Source organism: Amycolatopsis sp. cmx-4-83 (assembly GCF_046548815.1).
Classification (GTDB): Bacteria; Actinomycetota; Actinomycetes; order Mycobacteriales; family Pseudonocardiaceae; genus Amycolatopsis; species Amycolatopsis pretoriensis_A.
Map to the genome: position 1 here is coordinate 78,979 of NZ_JAEBEF010000007.1, position 22,244 is coordinate 101,222.

Sequence of the window (22,244 nt, forward strand, 5' to 3'; positions counted from 1 at the left end):
CCCACGCAACGATCATCGCCACCTGATCGAGTGATGAACATACGGTCGATGGTCGGGTAATCTTGTTGTGTGGACAGAGAAGCGGTGTGGCAGACGGATGCGGAGGCCTTGGCCGACCGTCTCCGCGGGCTGCTCACCGTGGTGCGGTCTGCCGAAGCGGAAATCGGGACTCTGCTGGTGGAAATCGAATCCCGCGGCGTGATGGAACTGTTCGGCTACCGCTCTGTTGCCCGCTTACTCGAACACCTCGCCGACATTCCCCACACGGCCGCCCAACGCACGGTCACCCGAGCCCTCTCCCTCACCTCTGCGCACACCCTCGATGCCACGCCCGCTCTCGCCCCCGCCACCGGCGCTGCCGCTTTGACGGGTGCCCTGAGCACCCCGATGATCGACACCATCATCACCGCCCTCACCCCCATCCCCCTCGAACACCGCGACACCGCCGAACAGGACCTGCTGGCCTTCGCCGTCGACGCAGGCCACAAGCAAGTCGCCGCCCTGGGCACCCGGATCCTGGCCCACCTCGACCCCGACGGCCCCGCCCCCGAGGACACCGAACCGGCCACCCCCACCCGCGAACTCTCGTTACGCCGCAGGCGCACCGGAACCTGGGAACTGACAGGCCGGTTCGACGACGAAACCGGAACCCGAGCCAGCGCCCTGCTCGACGCCCTGGCCGAACGCCGCACTTCCGACGACGGCGCAGACTTCCGTTCCCCGCAGGAACGCTACGGCGACGCCTTCTCCGACGCCATCGACCTCGCTTTGAACTCCCCAGAGCTGCCGACTCAGGCTGGTGAACGCGCCCACGTCCTGGTTGCCGTCTCCCTGTCGGACCTGCGATCCGGCCTCGGCCAGGCGACCCTGGGCGACACCGGCCTGATCTCCGCGGTCGAGGCCCGCATCCACGCCTGCGACTGCAAACTGATCCCCACCGTCCTCGGCGCCGCCAGTGAACCCCTGGACTTGGGGAGAGCCCGCCGCCTGATCTCACCCGGCCTCCGCCGAGCCCTGTTCTTACGCGACCGAGGCTGCGCCTTCCCCGGCTGCCACCGCCCACCGCGGCACTGCCAAGGCCACCACATCCGCCACTGGGCCAACGGCGGCCCCACAGATCTCGCGAACCTGGTCCTGCTCTGCGCCCACCATCACCGCCTGATGCACCGCTCCGGCTGGCAGGTCCGCCTCGCGAACGACGGCCACCCCGAATTCCTACCCCCACGCTTCCTGGACAAACACCGAAAACCCAGACGCAACAACATCCACCAACCACTCCCATTCGCAGCCTGACACAACCGAACACGGGAAAGGCCCGCAGCCACCGGCTACGGGCCTACACCCACGCCCCCACAACGGTCTCCCGCCACCCCAACACTCCCCAGCGACCACCAATCGCCCTCCACCCCCGACCCCACACCGCACCCCGCTGGATATCCGAGGACTATCGCCGCCCCGGCACGTCCCACCCCCGCATTTGCCCGCCCGAGCACCGTCCCCCTCGCAGCTCGCTCCAGCACTTTCCTGCCCGGGCACGCTCTCCGAGCGCAGTTGGCTCCAGCATTGCTGCTCAAGGAGAGTCTTCGAGCAGCTCGCCTCAGCTCTTGCCTGTCCGGGCACGGTTACCGAGCGCAGCTGGCCCCAGCACTGCCCGTCCGAGCAGGGTCTCCGAGCGCAGCTCGCCCCCAGCCCGCCCGTCCGAGCAGGGTCTCCGAGCGCAGCTGGCCCCAGCATTGCCTGCTCGGGCACGGTCCCGGAGCGCATCTGGTCCTAGTTTTGCCCGTCCGAGCACTGTCCCCGAGCGCAGCTCGCCCGAGCATTGGCCGCCCGAGTGCTGTCTCCCAGTGCAGCTCGCCCCAGTACTGCCCGCTCGAGCGCAGTCTCCGAGCGCAGCTCGCCCGAGCGTTGCCCGTCCGGGCACTGTCCCCGAGCGCAGCCCGCCCCAGCACTGTCTCCGAGCGCTGCCGACTTCAGCGGTGTCTACTCAGACTTGCCCGCCCGCGTGCTTTCCGTTCCAGTGCTGGCCCACCTCAGTGGTCTCTGCCTGTGCTGCTCGCCTGAGTGGTTTCCGCCCCCGTTCTGCCCACCTCAGTGGTGTCTGCCCGTACTGCGCACCCGAGCGCTTTCCGCGAAAGCATGGCCGCCCAATGCTTTCCGCGTGAGCACTGCCCGTCCGTCCGAGCGCGGTCCCCAGTGCTTCCGCCCGAACGCTGTCTACCTCGGCCGTACGCCGCGGTGTCCGCGCAACGTTGCTACCCGAGCACTGCACCCCCGGAGCACTGCCCGCCCCTGCGCTTTCCGCGCGAGCGCTGGCTTCCCCGGCGGTGCCCACCCGAGCGCTGTTCCTCCCGCGGTGCAGCCTGCCCGAGCGTTTCTCGCCCCAGCGCTGCTCACCCGACCGGGTGCCTGCTCAAGCCGGTGCTGCCTCAGTGCCGCCTGCCCGAGCACGTTCGCCCGAGCGGTGCCCGCCAAGCGTTGCCTGCCCCAATGCTGCCTACCTCAACGATGCCTGAGCACTGCCTCCCGGGCGCCGCCCGCCCGAGCAATACGCTCCGAGCTCTGCCCGCCTTCCGCCCGAGCTTTGCCCGTCCCACTGCTGCCGTCCGAGCATCGCCCGCCCGAGCAATGCCCGACCCAGCAGCGCAGCCCCAGCCAACCGACCACCAACCGCCCCGGCACCTACCCGCGAACTCCCGCCCGCCCCACCCAAACCCCGGCCGGCACCCCTACCCATCCCAAACCGAAGCCCCCTGTCGCAGCACCTCGACCCCGGACGCCGACGACACCGGCCACAACTCCACCACGTATCGGTAATGCTCCCCGAACTCATGCTCGTTCCAAGTAACCGACGGCGGCCCAGCCGGCACGAACGACACCCGCACCCGGTACAACCCCGGCAACACAGAAAAGAACTTTTCCTGCCACGGATAGTCCGCGGGCCCGGAAATCACGAGTTTCCCGCTCGCAACCGGAAGATCCGCTTCCACCACGTGCTCCGCCTCCGCAACCACCGAAGGCGCCGAAGGGCACAGCGTCACCGAAGACTCCACCACGTCCGAGCGGGCCGTCACGATCGCGATTCCGCCGGGCTCCGCCGCGATCCGGTGGTCGAGGGCCTCGGGGGTCCAGCCGCTGCCCGTCAGGGTGGAACCGGAGTCGCGCAACGAGAACTGGCGCTGGTCGGCGTGGACTACTAGGTGCACACGATCCACCCTAGCCAGGACCCGCCCCGAAATGGTATCGACGCCGGGTTTAGCGTTGACGCCATGACCACTGCTTCCGTCGACGTCGACACGGCCCGCAGCGACTACGCGGCCCTGGTCGGCCGAGGCCTCTCCCTGGACATCACCCGTGGCAAGCCGTCGCCCGAGCAGCTCGACCTTTCGAACGCGCTGCTGAGCCTTCCCGGCGACAGCTCCTTCAAGGCCGAGGACGGCACCGACGTCCGCAACTACGGCGGCCTGAAGGGCCTGGCCGAGCTGCGCCGCGTCTTCGCCGGTGCGCTGCAGGTGCCCGCCGAGCAGCTGCTCGCCGCCGGGAACTCCAGCCTCGAGCTCATGCACGACGCCGTCGTCCAGGCGCTGCTGAGCAAGCTGCCCGGGGCCGAGCGCCGGTGGGCCGACGAGCCGCAGGTCAAGTTCCTCGCGCCCGTTCCGGGGTACGACCGGCACTTCGCGCTCACCGCGCGGTTCGGCATCGAGCTCGTGCCGGTCGCGATGACCGACGAAGGCCCGGACATGGACGCCGTCGAGACGCTGGTCGCCGAGGACCCCACCGTCAAGGGCATCTGGTGCGTGCCGAAGTACAGCAACCCCACCGGGGTCACGTTCAGTGACGACGTCGTCAAGCGGCTCGCCACCATGCGCACCGCGGCGCCGGACTTCCGGATCTTCTGGGACAACGCCTACGCCGTGCACCACCTCACCGACGACGAGCCGGAGCTGGCCGACCTGCTGGCGCTGGCCACCGAGGCCGGCAACGCCGACCGCGTGTTCGTCTTCGGCTCGACCTCCAAGATCACCCTCGCCGGGGCCGGCGTCGGGTTCTTCGGCGCCTCCGAGGCCAACCTCGCCTGGTGGACGGGCAACATCGGCAAGCGCACCATCGGCCCGGACAAGGTCAACCAGCTGCGCCACGCCCACTTCCTCAAGGACGAGGCCGGCGTCCGCGCGCACATGCGCAAGCACGCCGAGATCATCGGGCCGAAGTTCGCGGCCGTCGACCGCATCCTCACCGAGGAGCTCGCGGACCTGGCGTCCTGGACCAAGCCCACCGGCGGGTACTTCATCACGCTGACCGTCCCCGCGGGCACCGCGAAGGAGGTCGTGCGGCTGGCCAAGGAGGCCGGGGTCGCCCTGACCCCCGCCGGCGCGACGCACCCGCACGGCAACGACCCGGCCGACGCCGTCATCCGGATCGCGCCGACCTTCCCGAAGCTCGCCGAGGTCGAAGAGGCCGTCCGCGCGCTGGCCGTCTGCGTCCGGCTCGCCGTCGCCGAGCGCGCCTGACCTGGGGCTGTGACCTGCAAGAACAGAATCGGCAAGAACTTTTTCCCGATTTGACCGAGCCGGGGGCCGTCCTCGTACGTATGACCGGTGGGTGAGGTGGACGAACTCGTCACGAGAGGACGTCCCCCGGTGTTCGGAAAACGCTACACACGGCAGCTGATCGAGCGCAGCGCGGAGAACGCGACCGACCGCCGCCGCTTCCTCAAGGCTGCGGGAGCGGCGGGGCTCGGCGTCGCGGGCGCCGGTGCGCTCGGCACAGCGCTGTCGCTGGGCCTCGGCTCGGCCGGTGCCACGCAGCAGTACGGCGCGCAGGGCGGCGACGCCGCCAAGGAGGCGGCGAGCGACGCCGCCGTGCTGAACTTCGCGCTCAACCTGGAGTACCTGGAGGCGAACCTCTACTCGTTCGCCGTCTACGGCTACGGGCTGAACGAGAAGTACGTCAACGGCATCGGCAACCTCGGCAAGGTCTCCGGCGGGCACGCGGTCAAGTTCAAGAGCGAGCACACCAAGCAGATCGTGCAGGAGATCGCCGGCGACGAGGTCGCGCACGTGACCTTCTTGCGCAAGGCGCTCGACAAGGCCGCCGTCGCGCAGCCGGAGATCGACTTCCAGAACAGCTTCACCGCCGCCATGCAGGCCGCGGGGCTGATCAAGGAAGGCCAGACCTTCGACCCGTTCGCGAGCGAGAACAACTTCCTGCTCGCCGCCTACCTGTTCGAAGACGTCGGCGTGTCCGCCTACAAGGGCGCGGCGCCGCTGGTCAACAACAAGACGTTCCTCGACGCCGCGGCGGGCATCCTCGCGGTCGAGGCCTACCACGCGGGCATCGTGCGCGGCCAGCTGTTCGAACGCGGCCTCGGCGACGTCACGAACAAGATCTCCGACGCCCGCGACAGCCTCGACGGCAAGGCCGACGACGACGAAGGCGTGCTCAAGGACGGCAAGGCGAACCTCGTCCCGGCGGACGCCAACGGCATCGCGTTCGGGCGCTCGGCCGACCGCGTGCTCAACATCGCCTACCTCAACCCGGACAAGGTGTCCTCGGGTGGCTTCTTCCCGCGCGGCCTCAACGGCGACATCGCCACCAGTGGCGCGAAGGAGTGAACCCCGCGTGCCGCCGCCACGGTAACGTCGTGGCCGGCGGCACGCGGAGTCCACGAGGGGGAGCAGGGTGCGGGTACTGGTTGCGGGTGGCGGGATCTCCGGCACGGTCACGGCGATGGCGCTCAAGCTCGCCGGGCACGAGCCGGTCGTGTTCGAGGCCTACCCGGCAGGCGGGGACGACATCGGCGCGTTCCTCACGATCATGCACAACGGCATGGACGCCCTGCGCGCGATCGGCGCCGACGGGCCGGTGATCGACAGCTCGTTCGCCGCTCAGGGCGTCGAGCTGGTCCTCCCGACCGGCGAGACCGCCGGGCGCCGCGAGTTCGGCACCGAAGGCCCCGACGGGCCACGCACCCTGACCCGCGCGACGCTCTACCGCGTCTTGCAGGACGAAGCCGCGCGCCGCGCCGTCCCGCTCGAACGGGGCAAACGCCTGGTCGGCGCGAAGCCGGACGGGGGCGGTGTCGCGGCCGAATTCGCCGACGGCACCACCGAAACGGGTGACGTGCTGGTCGGCGCGGACGGGTTGCACTCGGTGGTCCGGAAGCTGATCGACCCGGACGCCGACGCGCCGCGCTACACCGGCCAGACCATCGTCTACGGCTACACGCGGGCGCCCGGGCTGCCGTCGGCGGCCGGGATCTACCGGATGGTCCGCGGCCGCAAGGCGGCCTTCGGCTTCACCACCGACCCGGACGGCGCCACGTTCTGGTTCGCCCGCATCCCCGACGCCGAGCGCTCCCGCGAGGAGATCGCGGCGGTCACCCCGGCGGGGTGGCGGGAGTTCGCGCACGCGGCGTTCGCCGGGGAACCGTTGCCCTGCGCGGACATCATCGCCGCGACGGGCGCCGAGGTGTTCGGCGGCCACTCCTACGACGTCCCGCGGACGCGGATCTGGTGGACGCCGGAAATGGTGCTCGTCGGCGACGCCGCCCACGCCGCGGCCCCGGCGGACGCCCAGGGGGCGTCGATGGCGATCGAAGACAGCGTCGTGCTCGCGCAGTGCCTCCGTGATCTGCCGGATCCGGAGTCGGCGTTCGCGGCGTACGAAGGACTCCGCCGTGAGCGGGTCGAGAAGCTGGTCGCGTCGAGCGCGGGCGAGGACGTCGGGGAAAAGCCGGGCTGGGTCTACGCGCACCACATCGACTGGGACGCGAAGGCCGGCGCCCGATGAGCCTCGGCCCGCCGCCCCGGCGCATCGACGTCACCGAGGACCAGGTGCGGCGGCTCGTCGCCGAGCAGTTCCCGCACTGGGCCGGGCTCGCGGTGCGGCCCGTGGCGAACGGCGGCTGGGACAACCGGACCTTCCACCTCGGCGACGCGATGTCGGTGCGGCTGCCGACCGCAGCCGAGTACGCGCTGGCGGTCGGGAAGGAACAGCGCTGGCTCCCGGTGCTCGCACCCCGGTTGCCGCTGCCCGTCCCGGTCCCGCTGGCGGAAGGCCGACCGGGCGCGGACTTCCCGTTCCCGTGGTCGGTGTACCCCTGGCTCGACGGCGAACCGGCGACCGCGGAGCGCATCGCCGATCCCGTCGCGTTCGCGGCCGGCCTGGCCGGGTTCCTGGCGGCGCTGCAGGACGTCGACCCGGCGGGCGCGCCCGGGCCGGGGAAGCACAACTGGTTCCGGGGCGGCACCCTCCGCACCTACGACGAGCTGGTCCGGCACCTGCTCGACGACCGGACCGGCGAGATCTGGCAGGCCGCGCTCGACGCGCCGTGGGACGGGGTGGTGCGCTGGTTCCACGGCGACGTCGCCGCGGGGAACCTCCTGCTGGACAAGGGGAAGCTGGCCGCGGTCATCGACTTCGGGACGTGCGGCGCCGGCGATCCGGCGTGCGACGTCGCCATCGCGTGGACGCTGCTGACCGCCGAGGGCCGCCGGGTGTTCCGCGAGCGGCTGGCGATCGACGACGCGACGTGGGCCCGCGGCCGCGGCTGGGCGCTGTGGAAGACCCTCGGCACCCTCGCTCGAGGCGGCCCTGAAGCTCTCGAGGCCCAGCGCGTCCTCGACGAAATCCGCACCGAGTACCAGGTCAGCCGCCGCACGAATCGCGGATGACCAGCTTCGTCGGCAGCCGGACCGGTTCGGGGGCCGCCGCGGTCTCGATCATCGCGAGCAGCGCGCCGGCCGCCGCCGTGCCGAAGCCCGGCTTGTCCTGGGCCACCGTCGTGAGGGCCGGGTCGACCAGCGACGCCACCTCGATGTCGTCGAACCCCACCACCGCCAGGTCGGCCGGCACCCGCAGCCCGGCCGTGCGGGCTGCCAGCAGCGCGCCGACCGCCATCTCGTCGCTGGCCGCGAAGACCGCCGTCGGCGGGTCCTTGCGGGCGAGCAGCCGCCGCATGCCGACGAAGCCGCTCTCGCGGTAGAAGTCCCCGGTCACCACGTAGTCCTCGCGCACCGGCAGCCCCGCTTCGGCCAGCCCGCGGCGGTAGCCCTCGGTGCGGGCGGCGGCGGGCGCGTTGCCGCGCGGGCCGGTGATCGTGGCGATCCGGCGGTGCCCGAGCGCGGCCAGGTGCCGGACGGCTTCGGCCGCGCCGGCGGCGTTGTCCGAGGTCACGTAGGTCGCGCGCGGGCCGGCGAGGGCGACGTCCAGCGCCACGCACGGCAGCCCGGACTGGGCGAACGTGCCGAACGCCTCGGCGTCGGTCCCGCTGTCGATGAGCACCAGCCCGGCCAGGTGGTGCCGCCGGGTCATGCCGACGTACGCGATCGGATCGGCCAGCGACACCCCGGGGTGGCGGTTGCGGGCGTCGTCGCTGGTGGCGAGCAGCAGCAGGTGGTAGCCGTGCGAGCTGAGCGCGGATTTGAGGCCCAGCAACAGGTCCTGCAGGAACGGGTGCCGCCAGCCGGGCCGCCGGTGGTCGGTGTCCCAGACCAGCCCGACCATCGCCGAGCGCTGCCGCGACAGCGCCCGCGCCGACTCGTTCGGCGAGAAGTCGAGCTCCCGGGCGACGCGCTCGACGTGGCTGCGGGTCGCCTCGCTGACCGTCGCGGGGCGGTTGAACACCCGCGACACGGTCGCGACGGAAACCCCGCAGAGCTTCGCGATCTCGCGAGCGGTGACCATGGCGACCTCCTGTGCTGCTTTCCGGGGGTCCGGGTGGCGGAGCCCCCGGCCCGAGGTGAAGCCGCGGATGTCACGGCTGTAACCGGTTACATCTGTAGCACATGATCTCAGGCTGGGTAAACGCCGAGGCGTGTTATCTTTTCGTTACTTGACGAATGGTGCCTGGGAGCGCTCTCATGGGTCCCGCGTTTTCCGACCGGCCCGCAGAACAACGGAGATCTCATGCGCCCGAAAACGAGAAACCGCCGGATCCGCCTGATCGCGGTGGCGTGCGCCGCGCTGGCCGCGGTCACCGCCGTGAGCGCCTGCGGGAGCAGCGACGCCGGCGGTGGCGGGAAGGTCAAGCTGAGCCTCGGCCTGTTCGGCAACTTCGGCTACACCGACCTGATCAAGGAGTACCAGGCGGCCCACCCGGACATCGAGATCACCGAGCGGACCGCGGCCTACTCCGACCACCACAAGAACCTCGCCGCGCACCTGGCCACCGGGGGCGGCGCCGCGGACATCGAAGCGATCGACACCGGCTACGTCGCCCAGTTCAAGGCGAACCCGGACAAGTTCCTCGACCTCAACACCGTCGGCGGGGACAAGCTCAAGGACCGCTGGCTGGGCTGGAAGTGGTCGGCGTCGCTGGGCAAGGGCGGCCAGCAGATCGGCTACGGCACCGACGTCGGCGGCCTGGCCATCTGCTACCGGCGTGACCTGTTCGAGAAGGCCCAGCTGCCCGCCGACCGCGACGCCGTCTCCGCGCTCTGGCCGACCTGGCAGGCGTTCTTCGAGACCGGCAAGCGCTTCCAGGCCAAGGCGCCGAACGGCGTCAAGTTCATGGACGGCGGCCCGACCGTGCTCAACGCGATCTTCGGCCAGGCGCCCGTGGGCTACTACGACCGGAACGACCAGATCGTCGTCGACAGCAACCCGGCGCTGCGGACCGGCTGGGACCAGGTCGTCGACGCCGTCAAGGCCAACCTGAGCGCCGGCCTGCTCTACAGCACGCCGACCTGGAACACCGGCTTCACCCAGGGCCAGTTCGCCACGGTGACCTGCCCGGCCTGGATGATGACCAAGATCAAGGACCAGGCCCCCGACACCGCGGGCAAGTGGGACGTCGCGACCGTGCCCGGCGGGGGCGGCAACTGGGGCGGCTCGTACCTGACCGTGCCCAAGCAGGGCAAGCACACCAAGGAAGCCGCCGAGCTCGCCGCCTGGCTGACCGCGCCCGAGCAGCAGGCGAAGGTCTTCACCAGCCAGGGCCTGCTGCCCTCGACGCCGTCGCTCTACGACGACCCGAAGATCACCGGCTACACCAACCCGTTCTTCACCAACGCGCCTGTGGGCAAGCTGTTCACCGACGCGGCGAAGAAGCTGAACCCGCAGTACCAGGGCCCCAAGGCCGGCGACGTGCAGACGGAGTTCGGCAACGCGATGCAGCGCGTCGAGCAGGGCAAGCAGGACGGCGCGGCGGCGTGGCAGCAGCTGGTCGGTGACGTGAAGAAGATCAAGTAATGGCGCTGACCTGGGCCGACCGGCGGCACAAGTGGGACGTCAAGCTGTCGCCGTTCGGCTTCGTCAGCCCGTACTTCCTGATCTTCGGCGTCTTCGGGCTGTTCCCGCTGCTGTACACGGCTTTCGTGTCGTTGCAGCAGCGGAACCTGCTCGACGCCGAGGGCGCGACGTTCATCGGGTTCGGCAACTACGAGCAGCTGCTGTTCCACGATCCGTACTTCTGGAACGCGATGGGGAACACGGTCAGCCTGTGGCTGCTGACCACGATCCCGCAGATCCTGTTCGCGCTCGGCATCGCGCACCTGCTCAACCGCCGGCTGCGCGGGCGCACGATGTTCCGGATGGGGATGATCCTGCCGAACATCACCTCGGTGGCGGCGGTGACGATCATCTTCGCGCAGCTGTTCGGCCGGGACTTCGGCCTGGTCAACTGGGCGCTGAGCTGGTTCGGCGCCGGGCACGTCGACTGGCAGGCGGGCACGGCCAGCTCCCACACCGCCATCGCGGCGATGGTGGTGTGGCGCTGGACCGGCTACCACGCGCTGATCTTCCTGGCGTCGATGCAGGCGATCCCGTCGACCATGTACGAGGCCGCCACGCTCGACGGCGCCCGCGGGTGGCAGCAGTTCTGGCGGATCACGGTGCCGCTGCTGCGGCCGCAGATCATCTTCTCCACGGTGATCGCGACGACCGGGAACATGCGGCTGCTGGCCGAGCCGCTGCTGTTCAACCCCGGCACGGCCGCGGCCACCGGCGGCTCGGACCGGCAGTTCCAGACCGCCGCGCTCTACCTCTACGAGCAGGGCTTCACCAAGTACGACTTCGGCTACAGCTCGGCGATCGCGCTGATCCTGGCGGTGGCCACGATGCTCGTCGCGGGCGTGTCGTACCTGGTCACCCGGCGCATCCAAACGGACTGAGGAGCGGACATGACTACCGTGCTGACCCCGGCCGCGCCCGCGCCGCCGGTCACGCCCGGGCGGACCCGGCGGCTGGTCCGGCGGATCGCGAGCCCGTGGACCTACGCCGCGCTGATCGCGATCCTGGCCGGTTCGGCGTTCCCCGTGTACTGGTCGTTCGTCGTCTCCTCGCAGACGACGGAGGCGGTCGGGAGCGTGCCGCCGGTGCTCGTGCCGGGCGGGCACCTGTTCGAGAACATCGCCCGCGTCTTCGACGAGACGAACTTCGCGCTGGCGCTCGGGAACTCGCTGATCGTCGCGGGCACGATCACCGTGTCGGTGGTGCTGTTCTCGACGCTGGCCGGGTTCGCCTTCGCCAAGCTGCGCTTCCGCGGGCGGACGTTCCTGCTGCTGCTCGTGGTCGCCACCCAGGCGATCCCGACGGAGCTCGGCGTCGTCCCGCTGTACATGATGATGGCCGACTTCGGCTGGGCCGGGCAGCTGCAGGCGGTGATCGTGCCCGGCCTGGTCACCGCGTTCGGCGTGTTCTTCATGCGCCAGTACTTCGAACGCGCGCTGCCGCTGGAACTGCTGGAGGCCGGGCGGATGGACGGCTGCGGCTCGCTGCGGCTGTTCTGGCACGTGGCGCTGCCCGCCGCCCGCCCGGCCGCGGCGGTGCTCGGCCTGTTCACGTTCATGCAGGCGTGGAACGACTTCTTCTGGCCGCTGGTGGTGCTGGTGCCGGAGAACCCGACCGTCCAGACCGCGCTGTCCAGTTTGGCCAGTGGCTACACCACCGACTACACGCTCGTGCTCACCGCCGCGACCATCGGCACCGTCCCCGTCCTCCTCGTGTTCCTGCTGTTCGGCCGCCAGATCGTCGGCGGCATCATGCAGGGCGCGCTCAAGGGCTGACCCCACGGAGACCATCGTGACCACCAGTTTCCCGCCCGGCTTCCGCTGGGGCATCGCCACTTCGGCGTTCCAGATCGAAGGCGCCACCACCGCGGACGGCCGCGGACCGTCCATTTGGGACACCTTCGCCGCGGTCCCCGGCGCGGTGGCCGGCGGCGACACCGGGGAACCGGCGGCGGACCACTACCACCGCTGGCCGCAGGACCTCGCCCTGCTCGCCGGCCTGGGCGTGGACGCCTACCGGTTCTCGGTGTCGTGGCCGCGCGTGCAGCCGTCCGGCCGCGGCCGGGTCGAACGCCGGGGCCTCGACTTCTACCGCCGGCTCGCGGAAGGGCTGCGGGAGAAGGGGATCGAGCCGTTCCTGACGCTCTACCACTGGGACCTGCCGCAGGCGCTGGAGGACGAAGGCGGCTGGCGCTCGCGCGACACGGCGTTCCGCTTCGCCGACTACGCGGCGCTGGTCCACGCGGAGCTCGGCGACCTGGTCGAGCACTGGACGACGGTGAACGAGCCGTACCCGTGCGCGGTCGCGGGCTACGGCGAGGGCCGCCACGCCCCGGGCGCGAAGGAGGGTGACGGCGCCCTCGCCGCGGCCCACCACCTGCTGCTCGGCCACGGCCTGGCGGTGCGGGCGATGCGGGCGCAGGCACCCCCGCACCACCAGTTCGGCATCGTTCTCAACCAGTCCCCGGTGGTCCCGGTGACCGCGTCGGCGGCGGACGCGGCGGCGGCCGCCCGCCAGGACACGCTGCTGCGCCGCCAGTTCACCGACCCGCTCTTCGGCGGCCGCTACGCCCCGGGCTTGGCGGCGATGTTCAGCGGCGCGTCGGACTTCGCCTTCCGCCTCGACGGCGACCTGGGGACGATCGGCCAGCCCCTGGACTACCTGGGCGTCAACTACTACTACCGCCTGCACGTGGCGGACGCTCCCCACCGCGAGCCGGACCCGTCCCTCCGGACGGCGGCCGACATCGGCGTGGACACCACGGGGTTGCCGGACGTCCCCCGCACGGGCATGGGCTGGCCGGTGGAGCCGGAGGGCCTGACGGAAGCGCTGGTGGGCCTGCACAACCGCTACCCGGAGCTACCCCCGGTCTACGTCACGGAGAACGGGTGCGTGTACCCGGACCGCAGCGACTTCGCGGACTACGAGCGCATCACGTACCTGAGCGAGCACATCGAGGCGGCGCGCACGGCCGCGGCGGCGGGGGTGGACCTGCGGGGGTACTTCTGCTGGTCCCTGCTGGACAACTTCGAGTGGGCCCACGGGTACAAGCACCGGTTCGGCCTGGTCCACGTGGACTACGCGACCCAGCAGCGCACTCCCCGGGCGAGTTACCGCTGGTACCGCGACTTCCTCGCGGCCCAGCGCCCCTGAAAGCCGTGAAGGCCACCTTGAGGAGCTCGAGGTGGCCTTCACGAACGTCGGGCTACTTCTTGTACAGGCCTTCGATGTCGTTGGCGTAGTTCTTCGACACCACGTTCCGCTTCAGCTTCAAGCTCGGCGTGATCTCGCCGCCGGCCTCGGTGAAGTCGTTCGACAGCACCGTGAACTTCTTGATCGCCTCGGCCTTCGAGACCTGCTTGTTCGCCTCGTCCACCGCCGCCTGGATCTCGGCGAGCAGGTCCGGGTCCGAAGCCAGGTCCGCGACCGTGGCCGACGAAGGCTTGCCGTGCTGGGACTTCCACGCCGGGAAGTACTCCTCGTCCACCGTCACCAGCGCCGCGATGAACGGGCGCTGGTCGCCGACCACCATCGCCTGGCTGACCAGCGGGGCGGCCTTGATCGTGTCCTCGAGGCCGGACGGGGCGACGTTCTTGCCGCCCGCCGTGACGATGATCTCCTTCTTGCGGCCGGTGATCTTCAAGAACCCGTCGGAGTCCAGCTCGCCCAGGTCGCCGGTGTGGAACCAGCCGTCCGTGAGCGACTCCTCGGTCGCCTGCGGGTTGTTGTAGTACGCCCGGAACACGACGTCGCCCTTGAGCATGACCTCGCCGTCGTCGGCGATGCGGACCGACGTGCCGTTGACCGGCTTGCCGACCGTGCCGACGCGGAACGCCGACTGAGTGTTGACGTTCGCCGCCGCGGACGTCTCCGTCAGGCCGTAGCCCTCGAACACCGGGACGCCGATGCCGCGGAAGAAGTGGGCCAGGCGCGCGCCCAGGGGAGCGCCGCCGGACACTGCCGCCACGCAGCGGCCGCCGAGGGCCGCGCGCAGCTTGCCGTAGACCAGCTTGTCGAACGCCAGGTGCTTGAGCTTGAGGCCGAGCCCGGCGCCGCCGCTGTCCTGCGCCTGGCTGTACTCGACCGCGACCGCCTCGGCGGCGTCGAAGATCTTGCCCTTGCCGTCGCCGTGGGCCTTCTGCTTCGCCGAGTTGTAGACCTTCTCGAACACCCGCGGCACCGCGACGACGAACGTCGGCCGGAAGGTGCCCAGGTCGGCGACCAGGTTCTTGACGTCCGGGGTGTGCCCGAGGGTGACGCGCGCGGTGAGCGCGGTCACGGCGATCGCGCGGGCCAGCACGTGCGCCAGCGGCAGGAACACCAGCAGCGAGTTGCCCTGCTCCATCAGCTGCGGGAACGCCTCGATGTCGGCCCGGATCTCGGCCAGCAGGTTGCGGTGGGTCAGCTCGACGCCCTTGGGGCGGCCGGTGGTGCCCGAGGTGTAGACGATCGTGGCGAGCTCGTCGGCGCCGACCTCGCGGCGGCGCTCGTGCAGCTCGTCGTCGGACAGCGACGCGCCCAGCGCGGCCAGCTCTTCGACGGCGGGGGAGTCGCCCTCGATCTGCCACGTGTGGTCCAGCTCGGTGAGCCGGTCGCGGATCTCCTCGACCGCCCCGCGGTGGCCGTTCGTCTCGACGAACACGCCCTTGGCGGCCGAGTCGGAGAGGATCCAGTACACCTGTTCGGGCGACGACGTGTCGTAGATCGGCACCGTGACCGCGCCCGCGGCCCAGATCGCGAAGTCGATCAGCGTCCACTCGTAGCGGGTCTTCGACATGATCGCGACGCGGTCGCCGCGGCCGATCCCGGCCTGGGCCATGCCCTTGGCGACGGCCAGCACCTCGGCCGCGAACTCCTTGGCGGTCACGTCCAGCCAGCTGCCCTCGACCTGGCGGCGGAAGCTCACCACGTCGGAGAACCGCTCGGCGTTCGCCCAGACGACATCGGACATGTTCTCGTCGTCGGCCACCGGCTTGCCGGCGGGAGCGCTGTATTCGCGCACGTGGACCTCCGTGTTCAACGCGTGCGGCAGGCGACACCGCTGTTACCCGCCAGTCAACTTAGCGTGGTGAGCACCTTAAGACCATGCTGATCGGCGTCGCACGGCGAGGGCGTGACATTCTTCGCACGTGAACGCACCGCCCGCCATCGACGTCGTCGACGAGACGTTCCTCGCGGTCCCGCCGTCCACCGTGGCCGCCGTCTTCGCCGATCCCCGCTCCTGGCCGCGCTACTGGCCCGACCTGGTCCTCGAGGTCTACACCGACCGGGGGGACAAGGGCCTGCGCTGGACCGTGCGGGGCGCCCTCGTCGGTACGATGGAGGTCTGGCTCGAGCCGGTGCTCGACGGCACCCTGCTGCACTACTTCCTGCGGGCGACCCCCGCCGACGCGGCGGGCGCGCCCCGGGCGCTGGCGCCGCGCGACCTGCGCCGGGAGTTCGACCGGCGGGCCCGCGCGGCCAAGGCGATCGCGCTCGGGCTCAAGGAGATCCTGGAGGACGGGCGCGAGCCCGGAGTGCCTCCGCGCGGCGAAGACTGAAGGGACCAGGGGTGCGGGTACACGTCGTCTCGGACGTGCACGGCAACGCGGACGCGCTGAAGCGGGCGGGGGACGGGGCCGACGCGCTGGTCGTGCTCGGCGACCTGCTGGACTTCGTCGACTACCGCGACCACGACAAGGGCATCATGGGCGCGCTGTTCGGCGCCGAGAAGGTCGGGGAGTTCGCGCGCCTGCGCCGCGAAGGCACCCGTGACGAAACCGTTGCCTTCTCCCGGACGCTCTGGGCGAGCCTCGACGACCCGGCCGGCGCGGTCGACGAGGCCATCCGCGAGCAGTACGCGACGCTGTTCGCGGCGATGACCGCCCCCACCTACGCCACCCCCGGCAACGTCGACACGCCGTCGCTGTGGCCCGAGTTCACCGGCGAGGGCATCCAGGTCCTCGACGGCGAGGTCACCGAGATCGGCGGCCTGCGGTTCGGGTTCGTCGGCGGCGCGCTGCTGCCCGACGGCGTCGTCCCGCGCCGCCGCAAGGGCGCCGCCTGGCGTCCCTACCTGCGGGATCGCGAGGACTACGACAAGAGCGTCGCCGCGCTCACCGACGTCGACGTCCTCTGCACGCACGGCCCGCCGGCCCTGCCGGAGCTGACCTACGACGTCGTCGCGCGCCGCAACGAGATCGGCTCCACGGCGCTGCTGGAGCTGATCCGGGAACAGCGGCCGCGCTGGTCGGTGTTCGGCCACGTGCACCAGCCGCTGTCCTCGCGCGTCCGGGTCGGCCTGACCGAGTGCCGCAACGTGGGTCACTTCAAGGAGACCGGGCAGCCGTACGTGCTGCGCTGGTGACCGACCGCGGCGGCTACGCTTCGACCCATGGCCGAGCAGTCCACACAGTCCATCGAGGTCGACGCCGAGCCCAGCCGGGTGATGGCCGTGATCGCCGACTTCCCCGCCTACCCGGAATGGGCCAAGGCCGTCCGGCAGACCGAGGTCCTCGGCACCGACGCCGGTGGCCGGGCCAAGCAGGTCAAGCTGACCCTGGACGCGGGCCCGATCAAGGACGTCTACACCCTCGAGTACGACTGGGACGGTGACGGCCTCGGCGTCAGCTGGCACCTGGTCAAGGGCCAGATGCAGAAGGCGCAGAACGGCCGCTACGCGCTCGAGGACCTGGGCGGCCGGACGCGGGTCACCTACACGCTGTCGGTCGAGCTGGCGCTGCCGATGATCGGGCTGCTGCGCCGCAAGGCCGAGAAGATGGTCATGGACACCGCGTTGAAGGAGCTCAAGAAGCGGGCCGAGGGGTAGCCGCGTGCGGATCCTGCTGTTCACCGGCAAGGGGGGTGTCGGGAAGACGACGCTGGCCGCCGCCACCGGCGCCGCCCTGGCCGCTCGCGGCAGGAAGACGCTGGTCGTGTCGACCGACCCGGCGCACTCGCTCGGCGACGCCTTCGGCCACACCCTGGGCGCGGAGCCGTCCGAAGTGGACGCTCTGCTCTCGGCCGTCCAGATCGACTCGCGGACCCTGGTGGACACCACCTGGCACCGGCTGCGGGCCGAGCTGCGGACGGCGCTCTCCGGCGCGGGCCTCGACACCCTGGACGCCGAAGAACTCACCGTGCTGCCCGGTGTCGACGAGCTGCTCGCCCTCACCGAAGTCCGCCGGCTGGCCGAAGACGGGCCGTGGGAGACCATCGTCGTCGACTGCGGGCCGACGGCCGAGACGCTGCGGCTGCTCGCGCTGCCCGAAGCCGTCTCCGGCTACCTGACGCGCGTGTTCGGCCGGCGCGTCACCGACTCCGTGCGCCGGCTCGGCGTCCACCTCGACGGCCTGCGCGCGCTGCTCACCGAGCCGTCGGTGACCACGGTCCGGCTGGTCCTGACCCCCGAGCGGGTGGTCGTCGCCGAGGCGCGGCGCACGCTCAGCTCGCTGGCCCTGCGCGGCATCGCCGTCGACGGCCTGATCGCCAACCGGCTGATGCCGGCGCCCGGGTTCTGGCGCGGGGGCGCCGCTTCCTGGCTGCGCACCCGCCGCGCCCAGCAGGACACCGTCCTCGCCGAACTCGCCGGCGCCGGGTTCGCGCGGGTGTCCCGCGTCGAGCACCGCGCGGTCGAACCGGTCGGGCTGCCCGCCCTGCTGGAGATCGCCGCGGAGCTGTACCGCGACGGCGACCCCCTGGCGGGCGACGGCACCCCGGTCACCCCGCTGCTGCGGATCCGCCGGACGCCGGACGGGTACACGCTGCGCGTCGCGATCCCGCTCACGCGGGACACCGAGGTCGACCTCGCCCGCGTCGACGACGACCTGGCGATCACCGTGGACGGCTTCCGCAGGCTCATCGCCCTGCCGGAGTCGCTGCGGCCGTGCCGGATCACCGGTGCGGAATCCGACGCCGACGGCCTGGTCGTGAGCCTGGCCGGGAACCGGGGACGCGGGTGAGCGAAGAGGAACCCACGGACGGGCCGCGCCTCGTGGAGGAGCTCCGCCTGCTCGTCGAGATGGTCGTCGAGAAGGCCGCGCCCTGGCTCCAGGACGTGGTCGCGGCCGGCCACGGCACCCCTGACGAGGGAGAACCGGACGGCTCGGGGTGCGGCTGGTGCCCGCTGTGTGCGATCGTCGCCGTGGTGCGAGGTGAGCGCCCCGAGCTGGTGGCGAAGGTGGCCGAGCAGCTCGCGCAGCTGGTCGCCCTGCTGCGCGCGGTGCTGGCGGACCGGTGGGAGCCGGACGAGGGCGTGCACATGCCCGGGTTCCGGCCCGCGCCGCGGCCACCGGCGGACGCCACGGTGTCGGTGCGGGTGCAGCACATCGCCGTCCGCAGGCGCGACGAGTGGGAGAACTGAGTGCGGACGATAGGGGTGGACGTCGGCGGGACGAGCGTCCGGGCCGGCGTGGTGGACGAGCGCGGCTCCTTGCTCGACACGGCCCGCGTCGGGACGCCGAGCGAGGAAGGCGCCCTCGAGGACGCCATCGCCGGCGTGGTCGAAGACCTGCGCAACCGCCACGAGGTGGCCGGTGTCGGCCTCGCCGTGGCCGGGTTCGTGGCCCGTGACCGCCGTTCGGTGATGTTCGCGCCGCACCTGGCGTGGCGCGGCGCGCCGGTCGCCGACCGGATCGAAAAGCGCGTCGGCCTGCCGGTGCTGCTGGAGCACGACGTCAACGCGGCGATGGTGGGCGAGCACCGCTTCGGCGCGGCCCGCGGCGCCCACGTGGCGGCGCTGGTGGCGCTCGGCACCGGCATCGGCGCGGGCCTGCTGCTGGACGGCAAGCTGTTCCGCGGCGCGTACGGCGTCGCGCCCGAACTGGGTCACCTGACGGTGGTCCGCGGCGGGCGGCCGTGCCCGTGCGGCAAGTACGGCTGCTGGGAGCGCTACTGCAGCGGAACGGCACTGGCGGCGACGGCGGTGGAGCTGCTGGCCCGCCACCCGGGCCGCTCGACGGTGCTGGCCCAGCAGGTCGCGGGCGACCCGGGCTCGGTGACCGGCCGCCGGGTGGCGGGCGCGGCCCGCGACGGCGACCCGATCGCCCAGCTGGCGATGGCCGAGCTGGCCAAGTGGCTCGGTGAAGGCCTGGCCCTGGTGGCGGACGTGTTCGACCCGGAGATCATCGTGATCGGCGGGGGAGTGTCGGAGTCGGCGCCCCTGTTCCTGGACGAGGCCCGCGAGCACTACGCGGGCGCGATCACGGGCGCCCGCCACCGGCCGTTGGCCCGGATCCGCACGGCCCACCTGGGCGACGACACGGCGATCGTCGGCGCGGCGGCGCTGGCCCTGGAAGCGGCCAAGACCCCGGTCTGACTCAGCCGGCCCGGAATCGTCGGTGGCTCCCGGTAGCGTGGTGCTCGGGGCGGGCCCGCGAGCGTGTTCACCCGCCCGCCGGGATGCCGGGTACCTCCCGGCCGTGAGGATCGTGATCGGCTCGGCGGCTTGCTGCCGGTGGCCCAGTTCCTGCTCAAGCCCCTGGTCCCGGGCCCGGTACTGGCGGTCGTGCTGCTCGCCGGCACAACACTGGGCGGTCGTCGGCGGCCGCCGTCACTCCTCCGGGAAGCTCCCCGACGGCACCAGCCCCTCCACGAACGCCCGGAACGTCGGCGCCAACGCCAGCTCGGACTCCAGCTCCACGTCGAACCACCCGACCGACGGCTCCGAAGACCGGCGGTAGTCCAGCGCGACCCACGTGTGGCCGTCGCCGGACAGCACCACGACCCGGCGAGGCAGGCCCCACTAAGCGCATAGGTACGGCGAGTCCAGGATGGACAGCCGCCCGCCCACGCCGAGGAGCCGGTCGAACGGCACGTGCGTCCCGCTGTACGACGTCGGCTCGCTCGTCGGGAACGCGTCGAACGCACCGGCCACCGTGCCGCCGTTGCGCAGGCCCAGCAGTTCGCCCAGTTCGATCGGCAGGCGGACGCCCAGCTCGCGGCCGGCGTGGGCGAAGGTGCGGGCGCTCAGCGGCTCGCCGGGACCGCGGTCCCAGAAGGTGGGCTTGAGCTGGTCGAACCGGGTCACGCCGCGAATTGTGACAGGCTGGACGAGTGAGTCACCAGTCCGCGAGCGTCTTCGTCAAGTGTTCCTGCGGGCACCTGCACTGGGGCCGCTACGGCGCCGCCGGGCTCCTGCTCGTCGATCCCGCCCGCGGCGTCCTGCTGCAGCGGCGGGCCTGGTGGGTGCACCACGGCCGCACCTGGGCGCTGCCCGGCGGGGCGATCGAGGCGGGCGAAACCGCGCTCACCGCGGCCGCCCGCGAAGCCTACGAAGAGGCCTCCGTGCCCGCCGAAGCCTTCCGGACCGTCTCCGCCTCCGTGGTCGACCACGGGGACTGGAGCTACACCACCGTGCTCGCCCTCGCCGAAGGCGCCGAGGCGCGGGTCGCCAACACCGAGAGCGCGGAGGTGCGCTGGGTGGACCCCGAAGATGTCCCCGGTTACCCCCTGCACCGCGACTTCGCGGCCGCCTGGCCGGACCTGGCCGCCCGCGTCGGGCGCGAACTCGTCCTCGTCGTCGACGGCGCCAACGTCGTCGGCTCGCGCCCGGACGGCTGGTGGCGCGACCGGCACGGCGCCGCCGAGCGCCTGCGCGACCAGCTCGCGAAGCTGGCCGAGGCCGGCGTCCCGGACCCGGACGACGCCACCCTGACGTGGTGGCCGCGGATCGTCCTGGTCGTCGAAGGCAAGGCCAAGCACGTCACGGGCGTGCCCGGCGTGGAGGTCGTCGCCGCGGACACCGACGGCGACTCGAAGATCGTCGAGGTCGTCGCGAAGCAGCCCGGCGCCCGGATCCTGGTCGCGACGGCGGACCGCGAGCTGCGCGGCCGGGTCGAAGCCCTCGGCGCGTCGACCCTCGGGCCCGGCACGCTGCGCGGTCAGCTCGACGGGCTCTGACCCTTCGAGATGCCGTCGCGCATCTCGGCGACCAGCGACGCCATGACGGCCTTGAGGCTGCCCTTGTGCGCCTGGGCGACCGCCCGCTGCCGCCGGTAGCTCGGCCCGTACTCCAGGATCGTCTCGACGTCGCGCAGCTCGGCGACGCAGTCGAGGCGCCGCGCCACCGGCTCCAGCCGGTCCAGCAGGTCGGCGATGTCGTCGGTCACGAGCCGTTCGCGCCCGGCCGCGTCGAGGATGACGATCGCATCGGTGCCGTAGCGGGCCGCGCGCCACTTGTTCTCCTGGACGTGCCACGGCGGCAGCGACGGCAGGATCTCGCCGTCGTCGAGGCGCTCGCTGAAGTCGTCGACCAGGCACTGGGTCAGCGCCGCGATCGCGCCGACCTCCTCCAGCGTCGGCAGCCCGTCGCAGACGCGCATCTCGATCGTGCCCAGGTGCGGGGCGGGCCGGATGTCCCAGCGGATCTCCGAAAAGTGGTCGATCACGCCGGTCGTGAACATGTCTTCGACGTAGTTCTCCAGCTCCGCCCACTTCCGGAACTGGAACGGCAGCCCGGCCGTCGGCAGCTGCTGGAACATCAGCGCGCGGTTCGACGCGTACCCGGTGTCCTCGGCGCCCCAGTACGGCGAGGACGCCGACAGCGCCTGCAGGTGCGGCGCGTAGTTGAGCAGCCCGTCCAGGATCGGCAGGACCTTCTCGCGGTGGTCGACCCCGACGTGCACGTGGACGCCGTAGATCAGCATCTGGCGGCCCCACCACTGGGTCCGGTCGATCAGCTTGGCGTAGCGCTCCTTATCGGTGACTTTCTGCTGGTACCAGTTCGAGAACGGGTGCGTCCCGGCCGAGAACATCTCGACGCCGAGCGGGTCGGCGACGCCGTGCACGACGTCGAGCGACTCGCTGAGGTCGGCCTTGACCTCGGCGATCGTCTCGCAGACGCCGGTGATGATCTCGATGGTGTTGAGCAGCAGCTCCTGCTTGATCTTCGGGTGCTCGGCGGCGCCGTCCGGGCGGACGGCGTCGAGGATCCGCTCCGCCACCGAGGACAGCTCGCCGCTGCGGCGGTCGACCAGGCCGAGCTCCCATTCCGCGCCGACGGTCGATCGCCGCGAAGGGGTGAAATCGATGCGCAT

The 22,244-nt window shown here is 71.5% G+C and carries 22 protein-coding genes; 16 read left to right on the forward strand and 6 right to left on the reverse strand.

What is annotated here, in order from left to right:
- Window positions 1-69 precede the first annotated feature (69 nt).
- Entirely contained in the window at window positions 70-1,293 is a 1,224-nt protein-coding gene (locus ACLJQM_RS21970) for a DUF222 domain-containing protein (RefSeq protein ID WP_410632612.1), read from the forward strand.
- 1,433 nt (window positions 1,294-2,726) lie between these two features.
- Here the strand turns inward: ACLJQM_RS21970 and ACLJQM_RS21975 are convergent.
- On the reverse strand, window positions 2,727-3,203 hold the full coding sequence (locus ACLJQM_RS21975) for a hypothetical protein (RefSeq protein WP_410632613.1): 477 nt from the start codon (window positions 3,201-3,203) through the stop codon (window positions 2,727-2,729).
- A 63-nt stretch (window positions 3,204-3,266) separates the two neighbouring features.
- Between ACLJQM_RS21975 and ACLJQM_RS21980 the strand changes: the two genes are divergently transcribed.
- The 4 genes from ACLJQM_RS21980 to ACLJQM_RS21995 all read left to right on the forward strand — a co-directional run bounded on the left by ACLJQM_RS21980 (window position 3,267) and on the right by ACLJQM_RS21995 (window position 7,673).
- Window positions 3,267-4,508, forward strand: a complete 1,242-nt coding sequence (locus tag ACLJQM_RS21980; RefSeq protein WP_410632614.1) for an aminotransferase class I/II-fold pyridoxal phosphate-dependent enzyme — start codon at window positions 3,267-3,269, stop codon at window positions 4,506-4,508.
- Between the two features lie 129 nt (window positions 4,509-4,637).
- The gene (locus ACLJQM_RS21985) at window positions 4,638-5,612 is read left to right on the forward strand and encodes a ferritin-like domain-containing protein (protein WP_086865058.1); all 975 of its coding nucleotides are present in this window, start codon (window positions 4,638-4,640) and stop codon (window positions 5,610-5,612) included.
- A gap of 67 nt (window positions 5,613-5,679) precedes the next feature.
- Window positions 5,680-6,789: an FAD-dependent monooxygenase gene (locus ACLJQM_RS21990; RefSeq protein WP_410632615.1), complete on the forward strand. Its 1,110-nt coding sequence runs from the start codon at window positions 5,680-5,682 to the stop codon at window positions 6,787-6,789.
- Entirely contained in the window at window positions 6,786-7,673 is an 888-nt protein-coding gene (locus ACLJQM_RS21995) for an aminoglycoside phosphotransferase family protein (RefSeq protein WP_410632616.1), read from the forward strand. Before ACLJQM_RS21990 ends, ACLJQM_RS21995 begins: the two co-directional genes overlap by 4 nt.
- Here ACLJQM_RS21995 and ACLJQM_RS22000 read toward each other — a convergent pair.
- Window positions 7,648-8,685, reverse strand: a complete 1,038-nt coding sequence (locus tag ACLJQM_RS22000) for a LacI family DNA-binding transcriptional regulator (protein WP_360766751.1) — start codon at window positions 8,683-8,685, stop codon at window positions 7,648-7,650. The genes ACLJQM_RS21995 and ACLJQM_RS22000 overlap by 26 nt on opposite strands.
- Before the next feature lie 222 nt (window positions 8,686-8,907).
- Here ACLJQM_RS22000 and ACLJQM_RS22005 point away from each other — a divergent pair, with 222 nt between their 5' ends.
- Genes ACLJQM_RS22005 through ACLJQM_RS22020 form a run of 4 tightly spaced genes read left to right on the forward strand, consistent with a single transcriptional unit; the run spans window position 8,908 to window position 13,383 of the window.
- On the forward strand, window positions 8,908-10,191 hold the full coding sequence (locus ACLJQM_RS22005; protein ID WP_360766754.1) for an extracellular solute-binding protein: 1,284 nt from the start codon (window positions 8,908-8,910) through the stop codon (window positions 10,189-10,191).
- On the forward strand, window positions 10,191-11,111 hold the full coding sequence (locus ACLJQM_RS22010) for a carbohydrate ABC transporter permease (protein ID WP_410632618.1): 921 nt from the start codon (window positions 10,191-10,193) through the stop codon (window positions 11,109-11,111). The genes ACLJQM_RS22005 and ACLJQM_RS22010 overlap by 1 nt, the downstream gene beginning before the upstream one ends.
- Before the next feature lie 9 nt (window positions 11,112-11,120).
- Window positions 11,121-12,005: a carbohydrate ABC transporter permease gene (locus ACLJQM_RS22015; protein WP_410632619.1), complete on the forward strand. Its 885-nt coding sequence runs from the start codon at window positions 11,121-11,123 to the stop codon at window positions 12,003-12,005.
- Window positions 12,006-12,021: 16 nt separating this feature from the next.
- On the forward strand, window positions 12,022-13,383 hold the full coding sequence (locus tag ACLJQM_RS22020) for a GH1 family beta-glucosidase (RefSeq protein ID WP_410632620.1): 1,362 nt from the start codon (window positions 12,022-12,024) through the stop codon (window positions 13,381-13,383).
- Between the two features lie 52 nt (window positions 13,384-13,435).
- Here ACLJQM_RS22020 and ACLJQM_RS22025 read toward each other — a convergent pair whose 3' ends face one another.
- Entirely contained in the window at window positions 13,436-15,232 is a 1,797-nt protein-coding gene (locus tag ACLJQM_RS22025) for an AMP-dependent synthetase/ligase (RefSeq protein ID WP_360766766.1), read from the reverse strand.
- A 127-nt stretch (window positions 15,233-15,359) separates the two neighbouring features.
- Here ACLJQM_RS22025 and ACLJQM_RS22030 point away from each other — a divergent pair, with 127 nt between their 5' ends.
- Genes ACLJQM_RS22030 through ACLJQM_RS22055 form a run of 6 tightly spaced genes read left to right on the forward strand, consistent with a single transcriptional unit; the run spans window position 15,360 to window position 19,525 of the window.
- Window positions 15,360-15,770, forward strand: a complete 411-nt coding sequence (locus ACLJQM_RS22030; RefSeq protein ID WP_247012119.1) for a polyketide cyclase / dehydrase and lipid transport — start codon at window positions 15,360-15,362, stop codon at window positions 15,768-15,770.
- A gap of 11 nt (window positions 15,771-15,781) precedes the next feature.
- Window positions 15,782-16,576, forward strand: a complete 795-nt coding sequence (locus ACLJQM_RS22035) for a metallophosphoesterase family protein (protein ID WP_410632621.1) — start codon at window positions 15,782-15,784, stop codon at window positions 16,574-16,576.
- 27 nt (window positions 16,577-16,603) lie between these two features.
- Window positions 16,604-17,038 carry an SRPBCC family protein gene (locus tag ACLJQM_RS22040; RefSeq protein ID WP_086856845.1) on the forward strand — a complete coding sequence of 145 codons (435 nt, stop codon included), beginning with the start codon at window positions 16,604-16,606 and terminating at the stop codon, window positions 17,036-17,038.
- Between the two features lie 4 nt (window positions 17,039-17,042).
- Complete coding sequence (locus ACLJQM_RS22045; RefSeq protein WP_360766774.1) at window positions 17,043-18,170, forward strand: ArsA family ATPase; 1,128 nt, start codon at window positions 17,043-17,045, stop codon at window positions 18,168-18,170.
- Window positions 18,167-18,571 carry a hypothetical protein gene (locus tag ACLJQM_RS22050; RefSeq protein WP_410632622.1) on the forward strand — a complete coding sequence of 135 codons (405 nt, stop codon included), beginning with the start codon at window positions 18,167-18,169 and terminating at the stop codon, window positions 18,569-18,571. Before ACLJQM_RS22045 ends, ACLJQM_RS22050 begins: the two co-directional genes overlap by 4 nt.
- Before the next feature lie 15 nt (window positions 18,572-18,586).
- Window positions 18,587-19,525 carry an ROK family protein gene (locus tag ACLJQM_RS22055; protein ID WP_247025221.1) on the forward strand — a complete coding sequence of 313 codons (939 nt, stop codon included), beginning with the start codon at window positions 18,587-18,589 and terminating at the stop codon, window positions 19,523-19,525.
- A 234-nt stretch (window positions 19,526-19,759) separates the two neighbouring features.
- On the opposite strand, the gene ACLJQM_RS22060 is transcribed toward ACLJQM_RS22055, so the two are convergent.
- Window positions 19,760-19,930 carry a hypothetical protein gene (locus ACLJQM_RS22060; RefSeq protein ID WP_410632623.1) on the reverse strand — a complete coding sequence of 57 codons (171 nt, stop codon included), beginning with the start codon at window positions 19,928-19,930 and terminating at the stop codon, window positions 19,760-19,762.
- A 21-nt stretch (window positions 19,931-19,951) separates the two neighbouring features.
- Window positions 19,952-20,236, reverse strand: a complete 285-nt coding sequence (locus tag ACLJQM_RS22065; protein WP_410632624.1) for a hypothetical protein — start codon at window positions 20,234-20,236, stop codon at window positions 19,952-19,954.
- A 26-nt stretch (window positions 20,237-20,262) separates the two neighbouring features.
- On the opposite strand from ACLJQM_RS22065, the gene ACLJQM_RS22070 reads away from it, so the two are divergent.
- Window positions 20,263-21,108: an NUDIX domain-containing protein gene (locus ACLJQM_RS22070; protein WP_410632625.1), complete on the forward strand. Its 846-nt coding sequence runs from the start codon at window positions 20,263-20,265 to the stop codon at window positions 21,106-21,108.
- Here the strand turns inward: ACLJQM_RS22070 and ACLJQM_RS22075 are convergent.
- Complete coding sequence (locus ACLJQM_RS22075) at window positions 21,090-22,244, reverse strand: glutamate--cysteine ligase (RefSeq protein WP_247012107.1); 1,155 nt, start codon at window positions 22,242-22,244, stop codon at window positions 21,090-21,092. The two genes, ACLJQM_RS22070 and ACLJQM_RS22075, sit on opposite strands and share 19 nt — an antisense overlap.

Coding starts and splice junctions, on each gene's coding strand:
- ACLJQM_RS22075 (WP_247012107.1), bottom strand. CDS start 22,244: ATGCGCATCGATTTCACCCCTTCGCGGCGATCGACCGTCGGCGCGGAA.
- ACLJQM_RS22000 (WP_360766751.1), bottom strand. CDS start 8,685: ATGGTCACCGCTCGCGAGATCGCGAAGCTCTGCGGGGTTTCCGTCGCG.
- ACLJQM_RS22040 (WP_086856845.1), top strand. CDS start 16,604: ATGGCCGAGCAGTCCACACAGTCCATCGAGGTCGACGCCGAGCCCAGC.
- ACLJQM_RS22015 (WP_410632619.1), top strand. CDS start 11,121: ATGACTACCGTGCTGACCCCGGCCGCGCCCGCGCCGCCGGTCACGCCC.
- ACLJQM_RS21995 (WP_410632616.1), top strand. CDS start 6,786: ATGAGCCTCGGCCCGCCGCCCCGGCGCATCGACGTCACCGAGGACCAG.
- ACLJQM_RS21980 (WP_410632614.1), top strand. CDS start 3,267: ATGACCACTGCTTCCGTCGACGTCGACACGGCCCGCAGCGACTACGCG.
- ACLJQM_RS22005 (WP_360766754.1), top strand. CDS start 8,908: ATGCGCCCGAAAACGAGAAACCGCCGGATCCGCCTGATCGCGGTGGCG.
- ACLJQM_RS22010 (WP_410632618.1), top strand. CDS start 10,191: ATGGCGCTGACCTGGGCCGACCGGCGGCACAAGTGGGACGTCAAGCTG.